This window comes from Aminobacterium sp. UBA4908 (genome assembly GCF_002398115.1).
Taxonomy (GTDB): domain Bacteria; phylum Synergistota; class Synergistia; order Synergistales; family Aminobacteriaceae; genus Aminobacterium; species Aminobacterium mobile.
This window is the reverse complement of sequence record NZ_DHCG01000002.1, coordinates 94917-116792: the sequence shown is the minus strand read 5'-3', so window position 1 is coordinate 116792 and position 21876 is coordinate 94917. Positions and strand designations below refer to the sequence as shown.

The 21876-nt window shown below is 43.2% G+C and carries 20 protein-coding genes; 18 read left to right on the top strand and 2 right to left on the bottom strand.

Annotated features, from left to right (window positions below; genetic code table 11):
• Positions 1-9 precede the first annotated feature (9 nt).
• Positions 10-714 (top strand): endonuclease III domain-containing protein, encoded by a 705-nt coding sequence (locus tag B4J50_RS01420; protein WP_286847637.1) that lies wholly within the window; start codon positions 10-12, stop codon positions 712-714.
• Positions 715-798: 84 nt separating this feature from the next.
• Here the strand turns inward: B4J50_RS01420 and B4J50_RS01415 are convergent, their stop codons facing one another.
• Positions 799-1107: a YerC/YecD family TrpR-related protein gene (locus tag B4J50_RS01415; protein WP_286847636.1), complete on the bottom strand. Its 309-nt coding sequence runs from the start codon at positions 1105-1107 to the stop codon at positions 799-801.
• Positions 1108-1112: 5 nt separating this feature from the next.
• Entirely contained in the window at positions 1113-2150 is a 1038-nt protein-coding gene (locus tag B4J50_RS01410) for a pyridoxal phosphate-dependent aminotransferase (RefSeq protein WP_286847635.1), read from the bottom strand.
• 260 nt (positions 2151-2410) lie between these two features.
• On the opposite strand from B4J50_RS01410, the gene B4J50_RS01405 reads away from it, so the two are divergent.
• The 17 genes from B4J50_RS01405 to B4J50_RS01325 all read left to right on the top strand — a co-directional run bounded on the left by B4J50_RS01405 (position 2411) and on the right by B4J50_RS01325 (position 21811).
• Entirely contained in the window at positions 2411-3589 is a 1179-nt protein-coding gene (locus B4J50_RS01405; protein WP_286847634.1) for an HD-GYP domain-containing protein, read from the top strand.
• A gap of 101 nt (positions 3590-3690) precedes the next feature.
• On the top strand, positions 3691-4263 hold the full coding sequence (efp, locus tag B4J50_RS01400; protein WP_286847633.1) for an elongation factor P: 573 nt from the start codon (positions 3691-3693) through the stop codon (positions 4261-4263).
• Positions 4264-4283: 20 nt separating this feature from the next.
• Positions 4284-4706: a CD1247 N-terminal domain-containing protein gene (locus B4J50_RS01395; RefSeq protein WP_286847632.1), complete on the top strand. Its 423-nt coding sequence runs from the start codon at positions 4284-4286 to the stop codon at positions 4704-4706.
• 21 nt (positions 4707-4727) lie between these two features.
• Positions 4728-5273, top strand: a complete 546-nt coding sequence (locus tag B4J50_RS01390; protein ID WP_286847631.1) for an Asp23/Gls24 family envelope stress response protein — start codon at positions 4728-4730, stop codon at positions 5271-5273.
• A 69-nt stretch (positions 5274-5342) separates the two neighbouring features.
• Positions 5343-5831 (top strand): hypothetical protein, encoded by a 489-nt coding sequence (locus B4J50_RS01385; RefSeq protein ID WP_286933638.1) that lies wholly within the window; start codon positions 5343-5345, stop codon positions 5829-5831.
• Positions 5832-5834: 3 nt separating this feature from the next.
• On the top strand, positions 5835-6311 hold the full coding sequence (nusB, locus tag B4J50_RS01380) for a transcription antitermination factor NusB (RefSeq protein ID WP_024822178.1): 477 nt from the start codon (positions 5835-5837) through the stop codon (positions 6309-6311).
• Complete coding sequence (xseA, locus tag B4J50_RS01375; protein WP_286847629.1) at positions 6268-7488, top strand: exodeoxyribonuclease VII large subunit; 1221 nt, start codon at positions 6268-6270, stop codon at positions 7486-7488. Before nusB ends, xseA begins: the two co-directional genes overlap by 44 nt.
• A gap of 12 nt (positions 7489-7500) precedes the next feature.
• A complete protein-coding gene (mtnA, locus tag B4J50_RS01370; protein WP_286847628.1) occupies positions 7501-8511 on the top strand; it encodes an S-methyl-5-thioribose-1-phosphate isomerase in 1011 nt (336 codons plus the stop codon).
• Positions 8512-8543: 32 nt separating this feature from the next.
• The gene (locus B4J50_RS01365) at positions 8544-9785 is read left to right on the top strand and encodes an adenosylhomocysteinase (protein ID WP_024822181.1); all 1242 of its coding nucleotides are present in this window, start codon (positions 8544-8546) and stop codon (positions 9783-9785) included.
• Between the two features lie 3 nt (positions 9786-9788).
• Positions 9789-11072 carry an amidohydrolase gene (locus tag B4J50_RS01360; RefSeq protein WP_286847627.1) on the top strand — a complete coding sequence of 428 codons (1284 nt, stop codon included), beginning with the start codon at positions 9789-9791 and terminating at the stop codon, positions 11070-11072.
• Positions 11073-11093: 21 nt separating this feature from the next.
• Complete coding sequence (alaS, locus tag B4J50_RS01355) at positions 11094-13742, top strand: alanine--tRNA ligase (protein ID WP_286847626.1); 2649 nt, start codon at positions 11094-11096, stop codon at positions 13740-13742.
• A gap of 2 nt (positions 13743-13744) precedes the next feature.
• Entirely contained in the window at positions 13745-14161 is a 417-nt protein-coding gene (gene ruvX / locus B4J50_RS01350) for a Holliday junction resolvase RuvX (RefSeq protein ID WP_024822184.1), read from the top strand.
• Positions 14162-14164: 3 nt separating this feature from the next.
• Positions 14165-16741 carry a DNA mismatch repair protein MutS gene (mutS, locus tag B4J50_RS01345; protein WP_333593008.1) on the top strand — a complete coding sequence of 859 codons (2577 nt, stop codon included), beginning with the start codon at positions 14165-14167 and terminating at the stop codon, positions 16739-16741.
• Positions 16728-18494, top strand: coding sequence for a DNA mismatch repair endonuclease MutL (mutL, locus tag B4J50_RS01340; protein ID WP_286847625.1), 1767 nt, complete (start codon positions 16728-16730; stop codon positions 18492-18494). The genes mutS and mutL overlap by 14 nt, the downstream gene beginning before the upstream one ends.
• On the top strand, positions 18494-19450 hold the full coding sequence (gene miaA / locus B4J50_RS01335) for a tRNA (adenosine(37)-N6)-dimethylallyltransferase MiaA (RefSeq protein ID WP_024822187.1): 957 nt from the start codon (positions 18494-18496) through the stop codon (positions 19448-19450). The genes mutL and miaA overlap by 1 nt, the downstream gene beginning before the upstream one ends.
• A complete protein-coding gene (gene ispH / locus B4J50_RS01330) occupies positions 19447-20283 on the top strand; it encodes a 4-hydroxy-3-methylbut-2-enyl diphosphate reductase (protein ID WP_286847679.1) in 837 nt (278 codons plus the stop codon). The genes miaA and ispH overlap by 4 nt, the downstream gene beginning before the upstream one ends.
• A 22-nt stretch (positions 20284-20305) precedes the next feature.
• Positions 20306-21811, top strand: coding sequence for a 30S ribosomal protein S1 (locus B4J50_RS01325; RefSeq protein WP_024822189.1), 1506 nt, complete (start codon positions 20306-20308; stop codon positions 21809-21811).
• Positions 21812-21876 lie beyond the last annotated feature (65 nt).

Genomic DNA, 21876 nt, shown 5'->3' with positions numbered 1-21876 from the left:
GAATGTGCGTTGCTGAAATTGTCATGTACAGAACTTCCTAACCCCGACCATGTTTTAGAGATTCTTGATCGACTGGAAAAATGTTGGCACATGGAAGAGAACCCTCCACATTTGCGGCACGAGGAGCCTTTGGATGGTTTAATTTTGACAGTGCTTTCGCAAAACACAAATGATAAGAATCGCGATAGGGGATATATGAACCTCAGGAAGTTGTTTCCCTCGTGGGAGTCTGTAGCAACAGCTTCTTCTGAAGATATTCGAGAAGCTATTCGAGTCGCAGGTCTTTCTGATGTTAAATCGAAGCGCATTCTTGAGATATTAGAACAAATTTATAAGACCTTTGGGGCGTATTCTTTGAAGAGCTTGCGAGAAAAGAGCTTGGAAGAAGCGAAATTTTTTCTTCTGCATCTTCCAGGCGTGGGGGCCAAAACCACAGCATGTGTCCTGCTTTTTGACTTAGGGTTTCCATCTTTTCCTGTAGATACCCACATTTCGCGGTTTTCGAAAAGAATTGGATGGGTTAAAGAACGTTGCAAGCCTGAGGAAATAGGGGCTGTTATGGAGCAAGTTGTTCCAGAGCATCGTTATTTAGGGGGGCATGTGAATATTATTACTCATGGTAGGAATATTTGTTTGGCTCGTAACCCTCGTTGTTCCCAGTGTTCCGTAGCGGATCTTTGTGTGTTTGCAGGCAAGCTAAGGGATAATAAGTAGTTTTTCCTTCAAGCATTTTTTAGCATTTATAAGAAATGGCTGTCATATAAATAATATGACAGCCATTTCTTTGAAAATATTTTATTAAGCTTCGTCTTGTTCTTCTTGCCCTTTGAGATTGTTAAGCACAAGGCGATACCCATCAGCACCATACTCTAAGAATTTCTTTACTCTGCTAATAGTAGCTGTGCTTGCCCCAGTTCGTTGCGCTATTTGAGGATATGTATAGCTTTCATCCAGTAATCTCGCTACTTCAAGGCGTTGTGCTAAAGCTCGGATTTCTCCAATAGTGGCAACATCCTCCAAGAAGCTATATACTTCCTCTTCAGTGTTCAAGGATAAGAAAGCTTTGCACAATTGATCGGTCAGTTGATCCTTCCACTTCTCGCCCATTACTATTACCTCCTCGTTAAAACTATTTGGGAAAGGCAGTGCAGCACTCTGTCAAGATCTGTCTCTATACCAATAGAAACACGAATCCAAGACCCACTCGTGCCTGAAATACAAAAGAATTTTACTGCGATGCCAGCTTCCTTAAAGGTTTTCTTTATTTGACGTTCTTCTTCCGGTACATGAATAAAAACAAAATTGCCGCTACTTGGATACACTTGTATGCGAGGAATAAGCTGGCATTTTTTTATAAAACTATCTCTGAGATTGCAGATTTGCCGCGTTTTCTCTATAAGTAGATGAGGTTCTCTTAAGAGTATCTTAACAGTTTCAGCTGTTAAGACATTAATATTAAAAGGGCTCTTAATACTGTTAAGCTTATGAGCGACATCAGGGTGACAAACTCCATAGCCAAAGCGGATTCCAGCAAGTCCCCATGCTTTTGAAAGTGTCTTAAGTGCCACGATCCTTTGGGGGAAATCTTGTTCTCTCAATGTTTCGAGATAGGTAGAAGGAGCGAATTCTCCGTATGCTTCGTCTATGACCGTTATAGCACTGTTCTCGTAAACTACTTTTTGTATAAATTGGAGAGGCATTTGCTTTCCTGTAGGATTATTAGGCGAATCAATAAGAACGAGGCTTGGTTTTTCTCTTTGCATAGTGTCAAAGAAAAGGTTTTCATTAAAAGAACACAACCCATCAGTCATATCTATAGGAATTGTTATATGCCGAGCATGAAAAACCTTACAAAGATGGGCGTATTCGGAAAAAGACGGCGAGAAAGTGAGAACAGTAGCACCTGGCTGTACATATGCGGTGAAAAGAAGGCATAAAACTTCATCTCCACCGTTCCCTAAAACAAAGAATTTGTTCGGGAAATGAAGTAATGAGCTTAGTGCGTCCTTTATATCTTTATATCCAGAATCTGGATAGCGATTCCACTCTACTTCACGGAGCGCGGAAAGAACCTTTTCTTTGATAGAAGAGGGCAACAAAAAAGGGTTTTCATTTTTATCCAGACGAACCATGTCCTCAATACGAAACATAAAAATCTCCTTCCCCTTCGGGACTTCAGCTAATTAAAGAATGAAAATTAATAAATGCAGTCTATCATTCACGGTAAAAGCTGTCAACTGGAATAAAAGAAAGTTGTGGCAAAACAGCTATAAATTTGTTTTGGGGGGAAAAATAGTATGTTTCCCTATCCGTTAATACAAAGCATAAAAGAGAGTACATGTTTTTTTGTTTTAGTGTAATATAGATCCATATTATAAAGAATCGAATAAATATACTGCGGAGGGAGACAGTGGAGGAGGCTATTAAGGTATCTATTAAAAATTTAGAGAAGTGGAGAGGAATAATTGTCGAAGATGTAATGAGCCGGGATAAGGCAATTCTTATCCCACAGGGAATTGACGTGCAATCTCTTTTTGCCAAGCATTCAGATATTATCAGAGATCTTGAACGGCATCATATAGAATGGGTGTGGATTCGCCCTCAACATTTATCGGAGGGAGTTACTTTCGAGTCTTTTTCTCATATATTTCCCGAATTAGATCCTCCATTGCTAGTCATCAGTCCACGATTTGCAGAAGTTATATCCTATCAATTTGAAGTTTTTTGTAAAAATATACAGAATAAGCGGGTTCGTCGCGAAGGCATTCGCTCTTTTTTGTATGCAGGGAATCTATTACAAGATGAAGTTTGTCAGGCTTCTTCCATTACTCTCTCCCTTTTCCAAAGCGATGATAAAGAAGAGAAAAAATATTTTATACACTCTATTAATGTAGCTTTATTGAGCGGTTTTATAGCGAAGCAACTATTTCCTCACTGGAAGGACACTATCAAGAAGGCTATTATTGCTGGCTTATTGCATGATATTGGAAAAACTTTATTAGCGCTTCCCCTAGAAGAACAAGAAAAACATACAGTCCTTGGAGAAGCTCTGATGAGAGAGGGAGGAGTTGAGGACGAGGATATTTTAGAAGGAGTACGTTATCACCATGAGAGGTGGGATGGAAGGGGCTCTTGCGGACTAAAAAAGGAAGAAATTCCTTTAATGGGAAGGATTGTTGCTGTAGCTAACTCTTTTGATTCCCTATCCCAACAAAATATTACTACCAGCTCACAGCGGCTCTCTTTCGTGATGACGAACGCTGGAGTTCGTTTTGATCCTTTTATAGCGCGGGCTCTCGTACCTACGCTAGGACTTTATCCGCCAGGAAGTGTAGTAGAGCTCTCTGATCATAGAAAAGCTGTGGTTATTGAAACCCGTTTCCGGAATATTTTACAACCTAGAGTGTATATTCCTGAAGAGGAAGGAACATCTTCAAAGGAAGAAAAGGTTCTTGATTTAGAACGTGTCCCTTCTTTATTTATTCGAAAAGTATGTACTGACGTTATCAAGAAACCAATAGAAAATTTATCCAATAAGGTTGTTATAGCACCTCGGAAAGGATACATCTATGAAAAATATACAGGGTAACGGAAAACGAACTTTGACTGCTCTTTGCATCCTAGACTAATATGCGGTATCCTTACTCTGATCCGTTATCAAGCTCTGAACTTTTAGGAGGTACGAAATGAATGAGTCAGGTAATTGACACAAGTGATTTTTATTCTGGAATAAAAGTAAGGTGGCAAGATGGCATTTGGGAAGTAGTAGAGTATCAGCACCATAAGATGGGGCGTGGAGGGGCTGTGGTCCGAACCAAGCTTAAGAATGTCGAGACAGGCTCCATCGTTGACACCACTTTCCGTTCCGGAGAAAAATTTGAAAGAATTATCTATGACGAAAAGCCAGCTCAGTTCCTATATCAAGAAGGGGATAATTACGTTTTTATGGATATGGTTTCTTATGATCAGCTTTATATCCCTAAAGATGTACTTGGAGATGCGGCCAATTACCTCACTGACAATCTTGAGGTGCAGCTTGAGATGTTTGAAGGACGAATTATGGGTGTGGAGTTGCCTAAGAGCGTAGAGCTGAAAGTCATAGATACTCCCCCTGGATTTAAAGGTGACACTGTTTCTGGAGGAGGCAAACCGGCAACTCTTGAGACAGGCATCACTGTTACAGTTCCTATTTTTGTGGAAGTAGGAGATACAGTTGTTGTCGATACCCGCAGTGGCGAATATCTTGAGCGGGCTAAAAAATAGAAAATAGGGGAGGGCGGGCCATGAGTGCTAAAGAGAAAATAGCATTTCTGAAAGGGTTGTTGGCTGGTCTCAATATGAAAGATGAGACAACAGTGAAAGCTTTTCAAGCTGTGACGGAGGCTTTAGATGCTCTAGCTGAGGAAATAGAAGAGCATGGAGATCTTATTGAAGAGCAGCAGGATTTATATGAAGAGCTTGCTGATGATTGGGCCCTGCTCGATGAAGATCTTGATAAACTAGAGCGCTCTTTTGCGGAGATTGTAGGGGAAGACTTTGAAGGTGGCGAGGAAGAGGAAGAAAGCGACTTCGATGAAACGTATGAATCGGTGTCTTGCCCTAAATGTGGCCATGTTTTTTACTACCAACCAGAAATGTATGAAGAAGACGAGCCCCTTCAGTGCCCAAACTGTGGGGAGTCTTTTGCTTTACCGGCAGAAGAATAAAACCGGATAGGAGGTTACGGGATGGATAACATTCGTGAAGACCTGGATTTTGAATCTCAGGAGAGGAATACTGAACAGGAAGAAATTCTAATGGAAGAACAAGGAATGGTAGAGGAACGAACTGTTCAGGGGAATGTTCACATCTCGGAAGAAGTTATTACCGAACTTGCAAAAAAGACTTTAACTATCATCCCAGGTGTGCAACCGGCAAGCCCCGGCCTTGTTTCAAAACTTGGTTTAGTAGGGCGGAAATCCATAGATGGGGTCAAGGTGTCGGTAGAAGAAAACGTTACGCCACCAACAATTACTGTGGACGTTTTTGTTTTGGTGAAATATGGTCTTCGCATTCCAGATGTAGCGTGGGATGTACAGGAGTCTATTAAAAACAATCTTGAGCAATATACTGGATACCTTGTGAAAGCTGTTAATATCAATGTGCAGGGGGTTTTTTTTGACGACCGTACCTCTCAACAAAATCAGCCTGGGCAAATATCTCCTGATCTTGAACATACTGTCGAAGGTCATGAGGTTAAAACCGAGCCTGGCGAAGAAGCTGATTTGAAATAAGCTTGATAGCATATATGTTCGACAGGCCGGCTAAAAAGCCGGCCTGTCGTATCCTGGGGGTGGTGAGACGTGTATCTTTACTGGAAAAATACAACTCTTGGAAGTATCAATTTTTCCAAGGAGGGGGTTTCTGCTTTTATTAATGCAATGCTTATGCCTTCTTATACGTGCAAGGAAGTGGCTCTTTCCAGAAGCGAAAGTTCTCTTTATATTGTATTATCCATGCCTCATCCCCATAATGTTCTTGAAGTTAAAATGCTGGAAGATAAGCTTTCAGACGCTCTCTCTGCTATGGGGTTAGGTGTCCATATTTCATGGACAGAAGAAAAGAAAGAGGCTGTTCGAAAAGAGCTTCCCGTTCAACTTCAGAAACCTTGGTTTTGGGCTGCTTGCGCCGCAGGAGTAACGGCTCTTGTCCATTTGCGTATTCGAGGCATCCTCTGGACGGCCGCAGTTGGTATCCTTACTTATTTAGTGGCTCAATATGCCCTTTCTAATAATGGTCAAAAAGCGATACGTGGTTTTATACAATATATTCGAGAGATCATCAGGAGGTAAATGTTGAGTAGAAACATCCTTCCCCAAAAAAGGCGCAGATCGCGAGAGATCGCTCTGCAGGTTTTATATGCTCTTGATATTCGTAATTGTGACTCAGTAGATCAGATTCTTGATTTTTATCCCGGGGACGATGAGGAACCGGATGTAGTATCTTATGCAACTGTTTTAGTAAAAGGAGTCTGGGATTCTCGTTTTGAAATCGACACTCTTATCAGAGAACATGTGGTAGGTTGGCGGCCTGAACGTATGGTGGCTGTTGATAGGGCTGCTCTTCGTCTAGCCATTTTCGAGGGCATTATAAAGCAGATGATACCTATCCCCGTGGCTATCTCCGAAGCTGTAGAATTGGCGAAAGCTTTTGGAACAGAAGAATCTGGACGATTTGTAAACGGAGTCTTAGGAAGAATCGTTCGAGCACTTTCTCTAGCAGAAAAGGATGAAAATCATGTCGGGGATGACTCTCCCCACTCTCACAGTTGACGAACTTACTTCTCGCATACAGGCCCTTTTTTATGCTGATGCAGTTCTTCAAAATCTTGTAGTAGTAGGTGAAATAGCTGAGATTACAAGACATACGAGTGGCCATGTATACTTCACTCTCACTGGGGATGAAGGGCGTCTTTCATGTGTTTTATTCAAATCTGATGCTGCTCGTGTCCCGTCATGGCCTAAAAAAGGGGATGAAGTCTTAGCTGAAGGTCGTATCGGTTTGTATCCGCCCCGTGGAACATATCAACTTTATGTGCGTCGTTTAACACCTCTTGGGGTAGGAGCTGCTGCTCGAGCTAAAGAAGAGCTTCGTTTACGCTTAGAAAAGGAAGGTCTCTTTGACCTGCGGCTGAAGAGGAAACTGCCTGACATTCCAAAGAAAGTAGCGGCTATAACTTCAGCTACAGGGGCTGCTATCCGAGATGTATTAAAAGTATCACATAATCGTTTCCCTCAGTGTGACATTATAATTTTACCCTGCCTTGTTCAAGGATACGATGCTCCTGTAGACATTTGTACGGCTTTCAGCCGAGTCCGCACTCTTAATTCCATAGATGCAGTGATGCTTGTACGCGGTGGAGGGAGTCGAGAGGATCTTAATCCTTTTGATGACGAGAGGGTTGTGCGGGCCATTCGAAGCTGTCCCTTCCCTGTTGTAACAGGAGTGGGGCATGAGATCGATATGACATTGTCGGATCTTGCCGCTGATGTAGCTGCTTCTACGCCATCTGCAGCTGCAGAGCGACTTTTTCCTGATAAAATTGACCTTCTCCGTAGAGTAGAATATCTTTCTTCTTCGTTGCTTGGTGCCGTGAGAAACGATGTTAGAAATTCACAAAGAAACCTGAATCTTTCTCAAGATGCGCTCACGGGAATTATGCACACATTAGTTCGAAAGAATGAAAAAGAGCTCTTTGATATTCGGAAAGACATGCTTCGACTCGTTTCCGCCCGTTTTCAGGAAAACAAGAAAGCCTTAATAGCAGCGATAGGGGCTCTTAATGCCCTTTCACCTCTCTCTATCCTTTCGCGCGGTTTTATTAGCTGTACGAGAGAAGATGGCACAGTGGTCAGTTCGGTGAAACTTTTACACCCTGAGGACAAGTTGGCTCTTTCTTTTATTGATGGGCGAGCACTGGTTCGAATCGAAGAAGTGCAAAGTTCATAGGAGGAGAGGTAGATGGCGTTGCCTTCACCAGTTTCTTGGGATGCAGAGAAAAACAGGCTCAAAATTCTAGATCAAAGACAGCTTCCATGGAAGGTGTCTTTTCTCTTTTGTAGTTCGTATCTAGATGTCGCCGAAGCCATAGAGACTTTAGCTGTTCGTGGAGCGCCGGCTATAGGAGTTACAGCTGCATATGGAGTGGCCCTGTCTGCCCTACATGGGGAGAAAAAAAGCGTAGATTTGGCGTTGAAAAGACTTGCTTCCACCAGGCCTACGGCTATTAACCTTTTTGGGGCACTTCATAGAATGAAAAAACGAGCGGCAACGTTAGGTAGCAAGGTTTTGTTTACAGGACTTCTAGAAGAAGCCCATAAAATTTTAGAAGAGGATTTAAAGGCGAATCGACAGATGGGCGAATTGGGGAAAACCTTATTCCCTCAAAAATCTATAGTTTTAACCCATTGTAACGCTGGGGCTTTAGCAACTGCTGGATATGGCACTGCACTTGGAGTTCTGCGAGCTGCTCGGGAACATGGGAAAGAGATCAAGGTTTTTGTAGACGAAACTCGGCCAGTTTTTCAGGGAGCCAGGCTAACAGCGTGGGAGCTCCTTCAAGATGGTTTCGATGTTACTGTAATTTGCGATAATATGGCGGGGGCATTAATGCAAAAAAACGCCATTACTTCTGTTATTGTGGGGGCCGACCGGATTGCTGCCAATGGAGACACAGCGAACAAAATAGGTACCTATAGTCTTGCTATTTTAGCCCATTACCATCAAATCCCTTTTTATGTTGCAGCTCCTACAACAACCATTGATTACTCTGCGAAGGCTGGCTCTCATATTTGTATAGAGGAGAGGGATGGTACTGAAGTTCGAACTTCTTTGGGGAGTCCCCTTATTCCAGATTCTTTTCCTGTTTGGAATCCCGCTTTCGATATAACCCCTTCGCAGCTCATTTGCGCTATTATCACTGAAAAAGGCGTGGTATTCCCGCCTTTTATTGAAAATTTGGCGAAGCTATAACAATCAGTTCTTATCCGAGGAGGAGTATTCTTATGAAGGATCGCATTGCGAACATATCATTGGCTCCAAGTGGCTATAAAAAAATCCGGTGGGCGTGGCATTTTATGCCGGTTCTCAATGCTTTATCGGAGGAATTTTCTTCTACTCAGCCTTTTCAGGGGATGACTCTTGCTGCGTGCTTACATCTTGAAGCCAAAACGGCATGTTTGCTCCTTACCCTTAAAAAACTTGGAGCTGAAGTATGGACTGCTGGAAGTAATCCTCTTTCCACTCAAGACGATATTTGTGCCGCCTTAGTTTCTGAAGGGATCCATGTTTTTAGCCATCATGGAATGACGGAGAAAGAATATACAGAAAATTTAAGAGATGTTCTTACGTCTCGCCCTCAAATTCTTATCGATGATGGTGCGGATCTAACTGCTATCCTTCACGCGGAATTTTCTCATCTTGTATCAAGCGTTCGAGGAGGAGCAGAGGAAACTACCACAGGGGTCAAAAGACTTAAAGCCATGGAAAGGGAAGGCCTTTTAAAGATCCCTTTTCTTGCTGTAAATGACGCATATAGCAAATTCCTTTTCGATAATCGCTACGGCACTGGACAATCGGTGCTCGATGGCCTTATGCGAACTACGAACATGCTTATTGCTGGGAAAAAAGTGGTAGTTGCGGGGTATGGATGGTGTGGTCGAGGTGTGGCCATGCGAGCTCGCAGCATGGGAGCCACTGTGATTGTTGTGGAGACAGATCCTCACAGAGCCTTTGAAGCTCTCATGGATGGGCATCAAGTAATGGATATGAAGCAGGCAGCTCCTTTGGGGGATATTTTCTTAACTTTGACAGGAAATACTCGTGTGATTCGACGTGAACATTTTGAGCTCATGAAGAGTGGCGTGATTTTAGCAAATGCCGGGCACTTCGATGTGGAAATCTGTAAGGAAGATCTATTATCTCTAGCTTGTTCTGTAGAGTCGACACGAGATAATATCGAGACTTTTACTTTCCACGATGGTCGGAACGTTCATCTTCTTGGCGAGGGACGGCTTGTAAATTTAGCCTGTGCTGACGGTCATCCTATTGAAATTATGGATTTGAGTTTCGCATTGCAGTTGGAAGCTGCTCTGTACCTGGCTACGAATAGTATGAAGCCAGGTGTTTATGGAATACCTCTGGCTCTTGATCGTCGCGTTATGGAAGTTAAACTTGCGTCAATGAATATTTCGTTGGAGAGCCTTACTCCTGAACAGGAAAAATATATGAAGAGCTGGGAGGAATAATACATGGCCTGTCTCTTTAAAAATGTTTACGCCTATGACGGACAAATGTCTCATGCCTATCTCTGTGATGTACTCGTAGAAAAAGGCTATATCTCTCGAATAGAAGGAGCGGGAAGAATAGCAGAGGAACACTTTTCTCTTATAGATTGTGATGGCAAAAAAGCACTACTCCCAGGTTTTGTGAATGGGCATACTCATGCTGCAATGACTCTTCTTCGAGGGTTAGGGGAAGAAACGCCTTTGATGACATGGCTTAAAGAGCAGATTTGGCCTATTGAAGCCAAATTGACTCCAGAGCGAATCTATTGGGGGACAGCTATTGCCCTTTTGGAGATGGCCTCGTGTGGGGTTACTTGTTTTGCCGATATGTATTTTGAAATGGATCAAGTAGCCCAGGCGGCAGAGATGATGGGGATGAAATGCGGTCTTTCCAGAGGGCTTATTGGTGATGACCCGAAACGAATTGAGGAGAATCTAATCCTTATCGATGAATGGCATGGGAAAAACGGACTTATAACGGTTCAACTTGGCCCTCATTCTCCTTACACTGTTCCTATGGCCGCCATGAAGACTATTGCATCTTTGGCAATAGAACGGAACGTTCGAGTTCATACACACTTCCTGGAAACGGAGTGGGAGTTATCATATCTTGAAGACGAGCTTCATTGTCATCCTGTTGATTATTTAGAGAAAGTTGGTTTGCTTGAAACCCCTGGAACGATACTTGCTCACGGCGTGTGGTTCCCAGTAGAAGACATTTCGTCTCTTATTGGCACAAATGTGACTATCAGTCATAATCCAAATAGCAATTTAAAGCTTGGTAGCGGAATTATGCCTCTTCCCCAAATGCTCAATGCAGGGCTTCATGTTTCTTTAGGGACAGATGGGGCTGCCAGCAACAATAGGCTTGATATTTGGGAAGAAATGCGCCATGCCGCTTTGATTCATAAAGGAGTGCATAAAGATCCTACCATAGTCAGAGCCAAGGAACTCTTAAACATGGCAACCCTTTGGGGTGCTCAGAGCCTTGGGTTTGAAAAAACAGGATTGATTCGGGAAGGCTGGGATGCGGATCTTGTTTTAATTGATCTCGATACCCCTCACTACCTTGGCTTTGACGAGGAGAATCTTCCCGTATATATTGTCTATGCGGGATCTTCAGCCGATGTGGAGGCGACCATGGTGAAGGGGCGATGGATATATTTTAATGGAGAATTCCCCTCAGTTGACAGGGAAGAAATATTATCTCAGGCTGCAGAGGCCCGTAAAAATTTGATTCGTAAGTAATGTGAAAGAAGGGGAGAATAAATGCACTGGAGAACAGGGAAAGAAATACGCTCTCTATTTATTGACTTTTGGATATCGAAAGGGAGCAAACATTGCCCTAGCTTTTCATTAATACCGAATGATCCTACATTGCTTTTTACAATAGCTGGTATGGTCCCATTCAAGCCTTACTATTTAGGGATTGAGCAGCCAGATTTTACGCGAGCAGTAACTTCTCAGAAGTGTGTTCGAACAAATGATATAGAAAATGTAGGACGTACGGCACGACATCATACGTTCTTTGAAATGTTGGGGAATTTTAGTTGGGGAGATTATTTTAAGAGGGAAGCGATTACGTGGGCGTGGGAATTCCTCACTGATGTTATAGGCCTTGAACCTGAGCGTCTTTACGCTACCATCTACAAAGATGATGAGGAAGCTTACTCTGTCTGGAGGAATGAGGTCGGACTTCCAAACGAGAGAATCTATCGCTTCGATAAAGATGAAAATTTCTGGTTTATGGGCAATGTTGGGCCGTGTGGTCCTTGTTCTGAGATTATTTACGATCAGGGGCCGGACTTCTCTTGCGGAAAACCTACTTGTGCTGTGGGATGCAGCTGCGATAGATATTTGGAGATATGGAATCTTGTCTTCACCCAGTTTGATCTTCAGGAAGACGGAAGCCTCAAACCACTACCTAAGAAAAACATAGACACAGGGATGGGCTTAGAGCGACTCACGTCTGTCGTTCAAAGAGTGAGAACTGACTTTGAAACAGATTTATTTAAACCTTTAATTGATCATGCCTGTTCCATGACCGGCGTTACATATGGGGCTTCTCGTTCTGATGATCTTGCAGTGAGAGTCATAGCGGATCATGTACGTTCCGTTGCATTTATGATCGCTGATGGAATATTGCCCTCTAACGAGGGGCGTGGATATGTTTTGCGCCGCTTGATACGCAGAGCAGCTCGTTACGGGAAACTTCTCGGCTTGGATCGTCCCTTTTTACTTGATTTCCTGCCAGATGTCCTTCAGCTCATGGCGGATCCGTATAGAGAACTTGTGGACAACCGTCCAATGATTGAACAAATTGTAGCTATGGAAGAAAAACGTTTCGGGAAAACTTTACAGCAAGGTACTGAGTTGATAGATCAGGAAATTTCTTCTTTGAAAGGCCAAAGAGGGCACGAGCTTTCTGGTGCGGTGGCCTTTGAACTGTATGATACGTATGGTTTCCCTCTCGAATTGACAAAGGAAATCTGTGCAGAGAACGATGTTGATATTGATGAGAAGGGTTTCCAGGAAGAGATGGAGAAGCAGAGAGAACGTGCACGCGCCTCTAGCAAGCAAATAAGCAGTGAAATGAAGGGAGATGTTTATTCTCTCATAGCAGCGGATATAGGGCTTACAGCTTTTGAAGGATACACTCTATCTGAACAGGAGACAGAGGTTCAGGCCTTAATTAAAGACGGGCAACAGATACATACTCTTTCTGCTGGAGAACGTGGCGAAGTTGTTTTGAAAGCCACACCCTTTTATGCAGAACGAGGAGGACAAATAGGAGATCAGGGTTTTTTGATTGCTCCTGGAATGAAAGCTCATGTTCTTGATACGACTGTCCAGACCGCTAATCTCATTGTTCACTCTGTGTCTGTTCTTGAAGGGGCTTTATCAAAAGGAGATATAGTTAAAGCGTCAGTCAATAAAGAGCGCAGAGATGCAATTCGCAGAAATCACACGGCCACCCATCTCCTACACGAGGCTCTTTCAAGGGTATTAGGAAATCATGTTCGTCAGGCAGGCTCCTTAGTCAACGAACATTTTTTGCGTTTCGACTTTACTCATTTCGAACAGTTGTCAAGGGAACAAATAGATGAGGTAGAAGAAATTGTAAATGAGCGAATTCTCGATAATATCCCCCTTGAGTTCCTGGAAAGCAGTTTAGAAGAAGCGAGAACTATGGGTGCGAAGGCTCTTTTTGATGAAAAATATGGAGATGTTGTACGGGTTGTACGTATCCCAGATTTTTCGATGGAACTGTGTGGTGGCCTCCATGTAGATGCTACTGGTGATATTGGGTTGTTCAAAATTGTTCGAGAGGAAGGCATTGGAGCTGGGACTCGACGCATTACAGCCATAACAGGGATGGAAGCGCTGAAGAAATATCAACAGAATTTTAAAGTCTTGGATAGCCTTTCAAATATGTTGGCCCTTACAGATTCTTCCTTATTGGTGGAGCGGATAGATGGGATGCAAAATGACATTCGAAACCTTACACGGAAGATAGAAGAACTTCAATTGAACAATTTGGCTGCAACTATGGATACATCTGTTCGTTCCGAGAAATATCCTGACGGGACCACTCTTTCTACAGGGAGTTTTAAGAATGTTCCCATAGATATGCTACGGGAGTTAGGGGATCGTATTAAAGCTAAAACGAAGAAAGTTGTTATTGTTCTCTTTACAAAAACAGGAGAGGGCAGTATACAGCTTATAGCTATGGCTGATAATGAAGCTGTGGCTGGAGGCATACACTCTGGGAAGATTGTACGAGAAGCTGCTGGAATTCTTGGTGGCGGTGGCGGTGGAAAACCCTCTATGGCTCAAGCAGGTGGGAAAAACCCGGAAAAAATTGCCGAAGCTATTGATGCTGTTAAATCTCTAGTGAAGAAACAGTTGGAAGCTTGATAATGGAGCGCATTTTGGCTCTTGATATTGGAACCAAAAGGATAGGTGTTGCTGTATCCGATCCCCTGGGAATGTTTGCTCAGGGGATCGGTTATATTCCAGCAAAAAAAGAATGGCTGGAAGATCTCGATCGACACGTAGCTCACTTTAACCCAACTGTTATTTTAATAGGTTTGCCATTGCGTACCAATGGACGTTGCGGCCCAGAGGCAGAAAAGATTCAATGCATAGCCAAAGAAATTGCTGATAGATATGCTAATATTTCAATTCAGCTTTGGGATGAGCGTTTCACAACCACACTAGCTCAGCAGGCCTTGTTGGAAGGAGATGTCTCCCGCAGTAAAAGACGGGAAAAAGTAGATCAACTGGCAGCGGTACTTATTCTTCAGAATTATCTTGATTACAGGAGAGGTGTGTAATATTTGAAACTTCCTCCTAACGTAAAAATGACACCGATGCTTTCCCAATATGTGAAATGGAAAGGAAAATATCCAGATTGCCTCCTTTTTTTCCGAATGGGAGATTTTTATGAGATGTTTTTTGATGATGCTCATATAGCCTCAGAGGTTCTGGATATTACATTGACCAGTCGAGACCCTGAAAAGAGCATTCCTATGGCAGGAGTTCCCTACCATGCAGTGCATAATTATTTGGGACGGCTTATTAAAGCTGGATATAAGGTGGCCATTTGCGAACAGATGAGCGAGCCAGATGGGAAAACCCTTGTCGAGCGCGAAGTGATTCGCATCGTTACTCCCGGAACATATGTTCCAGAAGATGCGGGAGAGGAAGGACGACTCGCAGCTCTTTCCATCATAAATGATGACAGAGTGGCTCTGGCCATGCTTTTAGTAGATACAGGGCGTCTTGAAATGGGGACCCTCGCTACAGAAGAGGCTCTTTCTGTCCTTACCGCCTTTAATCCAGGAGAAGTGCTTATAGAAGATACGACACAGAAGGATGCCCTCCCACCAGAGCTTCAGGAATTCTTTTTACTGAAGCGTTCTCGTGAACATTTCGTACCAGAAAGTTCTACTCGATGGTTATGTCAAATGTTGAATGTTCCTTCTCTGAGTGCCTTTGGGGTTGATGATGGCTCTTCAGAATGTGGTTGCGCTGCTGCTGTGTTGCGTTACTTGGAAGAGACCCAATTCGGAGCTATTCATCATATTACGCGTCTTTTCCCTTTAAGAGAGCAAGCATATCTTTATCTAGACACCACATCTCAACGTAACTTGGAGTTGGTGGACAGTGATGGCCCTACTTTATACTCGGTGCTCAACAAATGTAAAAACCCTATGGGGCGCCGTTTGTTGAGACAGTGGATTCTTCGCCCATTACTTGATGTAGCAGAGATTCATAAGCGGCAAGAAGGGGTAGAGGAACTTTTACAAAATGCCACATTGCGTATTAATCTTCAGAAGACACTAAGTTTGTGCCGAGATATAGAGCGAGCATCCTCTCGATTAAGTCTTGGAACGGGAGGGCCTCGAGATCTTGGAGCTATCCGAGACACACTTCAGCTTTTACCAGAAATACTTGAGCTGTGTATGAGCGGATTTCTTTCGTCATATGTTGAAAAGAATGAACAGTTATTAACCCTCAGGACTCTTTTGTCCTCCTCTCTTAACGACGAGTTGCCACGAAGCCTTCAAAGCGGTGGTGTCATTCGTTACGGATATAATGAGGAGCTTGATTCTTGGCGGGATCTGAAAGATCACGCCGATGAATGGTTAGGGAAATATGTGGAGAGAGAAAGAGAAAAGACAGGCATTCCGAAACTAAAAGTAGGAAGCAACAAGGTTTTTGGTTATTATCTGGAAGTAACTCGAAGTAACGCAGACAAAGTCCCTGAAAACTATATACGCAAACAAACTCTTGTTTCTGCTGAGCGTTTTATAACTACAGAACTCAAAGAATTTGAGGAAAAAATGGTGGTTTCCGAGCAGAAAATAGTAGATATAGAGGGTGTCCTTTACAAGGAACTCGTGAAAAAGACTTTAACTCATATCATGGAAATACAAGATGCCGCCGCCATGATAGCGCAACTCGACGTTTTAGCATCGTTGGCTCAGGTTGCTTGGGAGCGAAATTATATTCGTCCAGATCTTGACGAAAGCCTTGAGATACATATAGCAGGAGGGCGTCACCCCGTTATAGAAGCTACTTTTTTGGATCAGCCTTTTGTGCCTAATGATGTAGACCTTGATGGAGAGGGCATTCGGATCGCTCTTATTACAGGGCCTAACATGGCGGGGAAATCCACATATCTTCGTATGGCAGCTCTTCTTGTTATTATGGCTCAAATGGGATCTTTTATTCCTGCATCCTCTGCAAAAGTGGGAGTTGTAGACCGAGTTTTTACTCGGATCGGAGCTCGAGATGAGTTGGCTCGCGGAAACAGTACTTTTATGGTGGAAATGATCGAGACAGCTAATATTCTCCATAACGTAACAGATAGAAGCTTAGTGGTGCTTGATGAGGTTGGGCGAGGTACATCTACTTACGATGGAATGAGTATTGCATGGGCTGTTCTTGAATATCTTCACAATGATTGTAATGCACGCCCAAAAGTTTTTTTTGCTACACATTATCATGAGTTAGTGGATTTGGAGAAAAAACTATCTGGGTTGAAAAACTATAGTATGGCAGTTCATGAAGGAGGGGAAGGGATTACTTTCCTCCATAAAATAGTTGAGGGACCAGCTGATCGTTCCTATGGGATAGAAGTGGCTCGCTTGGCAGGTATCCCTTCTACAGTTTTAAAGAGGGCTTTCCATCTCCTCGAAACTTTTGAAAAGACGGAAGAGATGAAACCTCTTCCTCTGGTGAATGAACCGAGTCATCAGATAAGCCTTTTTCCTGTAACCAGTCAGGCTATAATTGAAGAACTAGCTACGATTAATCCAGATAAAACGACGCCTTTCAGAGCTTTAGAGCTCTTATATAAGATTACAGATCGCTGTCGAGAGGAGCTTCGAAAAAATGGGGATTTGTAAACTCTCAAAAGAGATAGCTCTCAAAATAGCTGCGGGAGAGGTTGTAGAGCGCCCAGTATCTGTTGTAAAAGAAGCTATAGAAAACTCTTTGGATGCTGAGGCCTCCCGCATTCTTATAACTCTTATGGAAGGTGGAAAAACATCTATCGTAGTAGAAGACGATGGGGTAGGAATTACCTGGGAAGACATGTCTTTGCTCCTTACTCGATATGCGACAAGTAAAATTTCCTCCCTTGAGGATCTCTCTCATATAGGTACCTTAGGATACAGAGGTGAAGCTTTGGCAAGTATTGCTTCCGTCAGTTGTATAGATATTCGAAGCAAGGCAAGGGGCGCTGAAATTGGTGGGCTTCTTCAGGCAGAAGGGGGTACTATTACATGCTTGGATCAGCTCCCATGGAAAGAAGGGACGCGGGTTCAAGTCGAGAACCTTTTCTTTAACTTTCCTGCCCGTAAGAAGTTTCTGCGGAGCAGTTTGGCGGAACTTAAGAGAATCTCCACGGTGGTGCGAGATTATGCTGTCGCGTATCCTAGCGTTTCCTTTTCACTTTACCATAAAGGAAATAAAACATTTGAATCTCTGGGAAATGGCGAGCGTATTAAAGTTTTACAATCTCTTTGGGGGCTAGCTCCCGAGATACGGTCTACTGTAGTGCAATGTGGTTCTGTTTCTCTGGAGTGTTGGTGGCAATCAACTCCAGGTCGGCAGCGTAATTCCATTACTACCTTTGTCAACGGAAGAAGTGTTTCTGACCCCCTTATCAAAGGGGCAGCTTCAGTAGCCTGCAAGGACTTATCAGGGAACTGGATGCTCTTTTTTTCTCTGCCAGCCGATTTAGTGGATGTGAATATTCACCCTGCCAAAGCAGAGATACGGTTCCGGTATCCTTCCGAGATTTTTGAGGTGGTAAAGGCCGCTGGTCAGGATTTGCAAAGCAGAGCTACAAAACTTTTTGTGTTCCCTGATTATCCAGCCATGCTAGGGGAAGACAATAAAAGAGACGTTCCTTTGCCGCACTCTTACACTCCCTGTATGTTAGCGCCTGATAATTTTTTTACACGAGTTTCTTCTCCAGGTGACGTTCTAAAAATAAAAACAGGAAGCGATTCCTCTATTTCTTCTTTAAGTAGTGACGATGTGGAAACAGAAAGAAAATTTCTTGACGATTTTTCTTCCAGATCGCAGGTTCGATTTATATCTCAAATGGCATCAGGATATCTTCTTTTTGAGCATAACGGGGCTTTAACTCTTATGGACCCCCATGCAGCTCATGAACGAGTGAAATATGAGGAAATAGTACGCCAGATAGCAGAGCATGGAGTTGTTTCTCAAAAATTGGCACCTTCTCTCCCTATCCCTCCCTCTCTTGCTACAGATGCAACAGAGTATTTAGATAAATTGAGAGAAGCAGGTTTTTCTTTTGAGACGGAGAATGGACAGCTTTTACTTTCATCAGCTCCCGATCTCCAAATAGAAGGAGGAAGCGGCCCTTTATTTCTTTTGAGAACAGCTATATTGATGTGGCAAGAGACAGGATCTCGATCGATTGATGACGTTCTTTGGAGGAAATGGGCTACGGCAGCCTGTAAAAAAGCAGTTAAAATTACAACCCGATGCTCGCCCCAAGAAGCACTTCATCTTTGGGCATCTCTTCATTTATGTTCAAATCCAGCTGTGTGTCCTCATGGTCGCCCTACTACTTTAACGCTAGAAGAACTACAGATCGAACAATATTTTGGGAGGGAAAAATAATGAATATCCCCCATCAGCTTATTGCTATTATAGGCCCTACTGCAGTAGGAAAAACTCAACTGAGTCTCTATTTGGCGGAGAGGCTTAATGCTGAAATTATCTCTGTAGACTCAAGGCAAGTTTATCGTTATATGGATGTTGGAACTGACAAGGTATCTCCTGAAATTCAACGTCACATCTTACATCATCTTTTAAATGTGGTAGATCCTGACGAAATTTTTTCGGCAGCTGATTTTGTTGAAAGAAGCATGTCTTGCATAAAACGTATCGCAACAAGAGGGCACGTGCCTTTATTTGTAGGGGGGACCCCTTTCTATTATCAGGCACTTTTCGAGGGAGTGTTAACGCAGGATCTTCCTCGTGATAGAGACGTGACTGATGAGCTTGAGATGTTTGCGCAGCAGCAAGGCAATAGCGCTCTCCATGCTAAGTTAGCCGATGTAGACCCGGTCAGAGCGTCACAGCTTCATGAAAATGATGTGCGTAGGGTAAGCAGAGCTCTTGAAATTTATACTCTTACAGGAAAAACTGCTACATGGTGGTACTCTCAGGGGAAGGAACGAGGCGCTCAATTTTGCCCCCTCTATATCGGATTGAATAGGCCTAGGCCTTTATTGTTTCAGACAATAGAAAAACGTGTTCGTGAACAATTTTCTACTGGATTTGTCGAAGAGGTAGAATGGCTGCTTGCTCATGGTTTTGATGAACGTTTCCCATCTATGCAAGGTTTTGGTTATAAAGAAATTGTTGAATATCTTAGAGGTTCCATTACGAAGGAAGAGGCAATAGAGGGAGACATTAGCGCCACTAAAAAATTTTCCAGAAGGCAGATGACATGGTTCAAGAAGTTTTCCCCAACTCTGTGGTATGATATCTCAGATAGAAACATAGAATCTCTATCAAGCGAGGTTTATGATGCTTGCTTAAGGCATCTTGAAAGGGGCAACGAAATCTGAGTCGTGTTATTATAGCAAACCCGACGGGGTTTTGTTTTGGTGTACGAAGGGCTATAGAAGCATTGGAAGACATTCTAACAAAAAGAGGCTTAGTATACTGTATTGGTATGCCCATACATAATCCCCAAGAAGTAGACCGTTTAGTCCGAAAGGGGCTTGTCGTTGTTGATTCTCCTGAGTTAGTTCCACCCTCGTCTCAAGTTTTCGTTAGAGCTCACGGTATATCTCCTACCCTTTTTTCGGTTCTAAAACAGCGGAGTGCATGCGTTATTGACGGAACATGCCCTTTTGTAAAAAAAGCCCAGGAACGCGCCAAACATTTGGCAGAAAGTGGCTATTTGGTCTGTATTGTCGGAGATGCGAGTCATCCGGAAGTAAAGGCCTTGCTAGGAACGGTAGGAGGGCATGCGATTGTTGTTCGAAATATAAACCAGGCAAAAGATATTGGTAAAATTTCTAAATTAGGGGTAATATCACAAACGACACAAGATGAAAAAGATTTTTCCTCTATAGTGGCAGAGCTAACACTTCATACAAAAGACATGCGAATATATAATACGATTTGTAATGCCACGCGGGCTCGACAGAATGCAACACGGGAACTAGCAAAAGTAGTGGAAGGTATTATTGTAATTGGTGGAAGAAATAGTGCCAATACTGGTAAACTTTACGATATTGCCAAATCTACGGGGGTTGACGTCGTCTGGATAGAGCACGCCCAAGAGTTGGATAGGGGGTGGTTATCGGGAAAGGCCCGAATAGGAATAGCTGCTGGAGCCAGTACTCCGGATTGGCTAATTCATCAACTGAAACAAACTATGGCGATCACGTAGGAGTCAAGGGGGATGGAAGGTTATGGTAGAAGAAATGATTAATAATGAGTTTGAAGGAACTGAAAATCTTGAGAGCATGGAGACCATGCTTAAAAATTATGAAGTTGAGGAAATCCACAAAGGTAAGGTCGTAACCGGAACTATTGTGGGAGCCACGGATGATGGGTGGCTTGTGGATGTAGGATATAAATGTGAAGGTTTTCTTCCCAGAAGAGAATGGTCACATAAAATTTTGGTGGAAGAAGAAGATGAGCCTTCTGTAAATGATGAAGTACAGGTGCAGGTCATTAACGTTCGCCACGGCGAAGATGCACAGCTTCTAGTAAGTAGATGGCGCTGTGAGTTCGACAGCAGATGGGCAGAATTGGAGAACTACCTTTCCTCCCATGAACTCATTACAGTGAGAGGGCTCCGCAAGGTTAAAGGTGGCCTTATGGTAAATTGCTTTAACCTTGAGGGCTTTATTCCTATCTCTCACCTTGCTGAAGAAGGTCGAGGCGTAAATCCCGGCCGTTTTGTTGGTGAAGTTTTTGATGTGAAATTGCTGGAAAAAGATCGCCGTAAACGGAGACTCGTCCTTTCCAGACGTCTTCTTGTGGAAAAAGAAGTAGAAGAAGAAAGAGAGAAGTTCTATGCTTCAGTAGCAGAAGGGGACATCCTGGAAGGGAAAGTAAGTAGTATTACTTCTTTCGGCGTATTTGTCAATCTTGGCCCTATCGACGGTCTCGTACATATTAGTGAGCTTTCTTGGAAGCGGAATATAAAGCCCAAAGAAGTAGCTAAAAAAGGAGACACAGTGAAGGCCAAAGTCATTGGCATAGATAAAGAAAACAATCGCATTTCTCTCAGTATCAAACAAACTCAGCCAGACCCTTGGACTCTTGTTGAGGAGAACTGGAAGTCAGGAGATAGGGCTAAAGGTCTTGTAACCAATGTTACGAACTTCGGCGTTTTCGTAGAAGTAGAGCCTGGCATAGAGGGTCTCATTCATATTGGCGATCTGAGTTGGGCTCGCATTAAGCATCCGAGAGAAGTTCTGAAAAAAGGGCAGGAAGTAGAAGTTATAGTCCTAGAGGTTGATGCTGAGAAGAAACGCATGAGCCTTGGATACAAGCAGCTCCATGACCCTTGGGCTGGAATAGAAGACCGCTATTCTAAAGGACAGGATCTTACTGTTAAAGTTGTACGGCTTGCAGATTTCGGGGCTTTTGTTGAGGTTGAAGAGGGAGTAGAGGGACTTATTCATATCTCCCAACTCAGCACAAAACGAGTAGACAAGCCTGAAGATGTTTTATCTGAGGGAGAAGAAATTCTCGCTAGGGTCATTGAAATTAACCCCGCAGAGCGACGAATGAGATTAAGCATCAGCGCTCTTTACGAAGAAGAGATCCGCAAGCAGCGAGAAGAGGAAAGGAAGAAGAAACAATCTCAGAAAGAAGAAGAGCACAAACACAAACAGCAAACCTTCCATGAAGAAGAACCCTCTATTACGATAGGGGATGTACTTAAAGATATTCTCAACAAATAAGAAGTTCAGGGGCTGCTCTTCATGCAGCCCCTTTTCATAAGAATGCATAAACATAAATAAGAGGG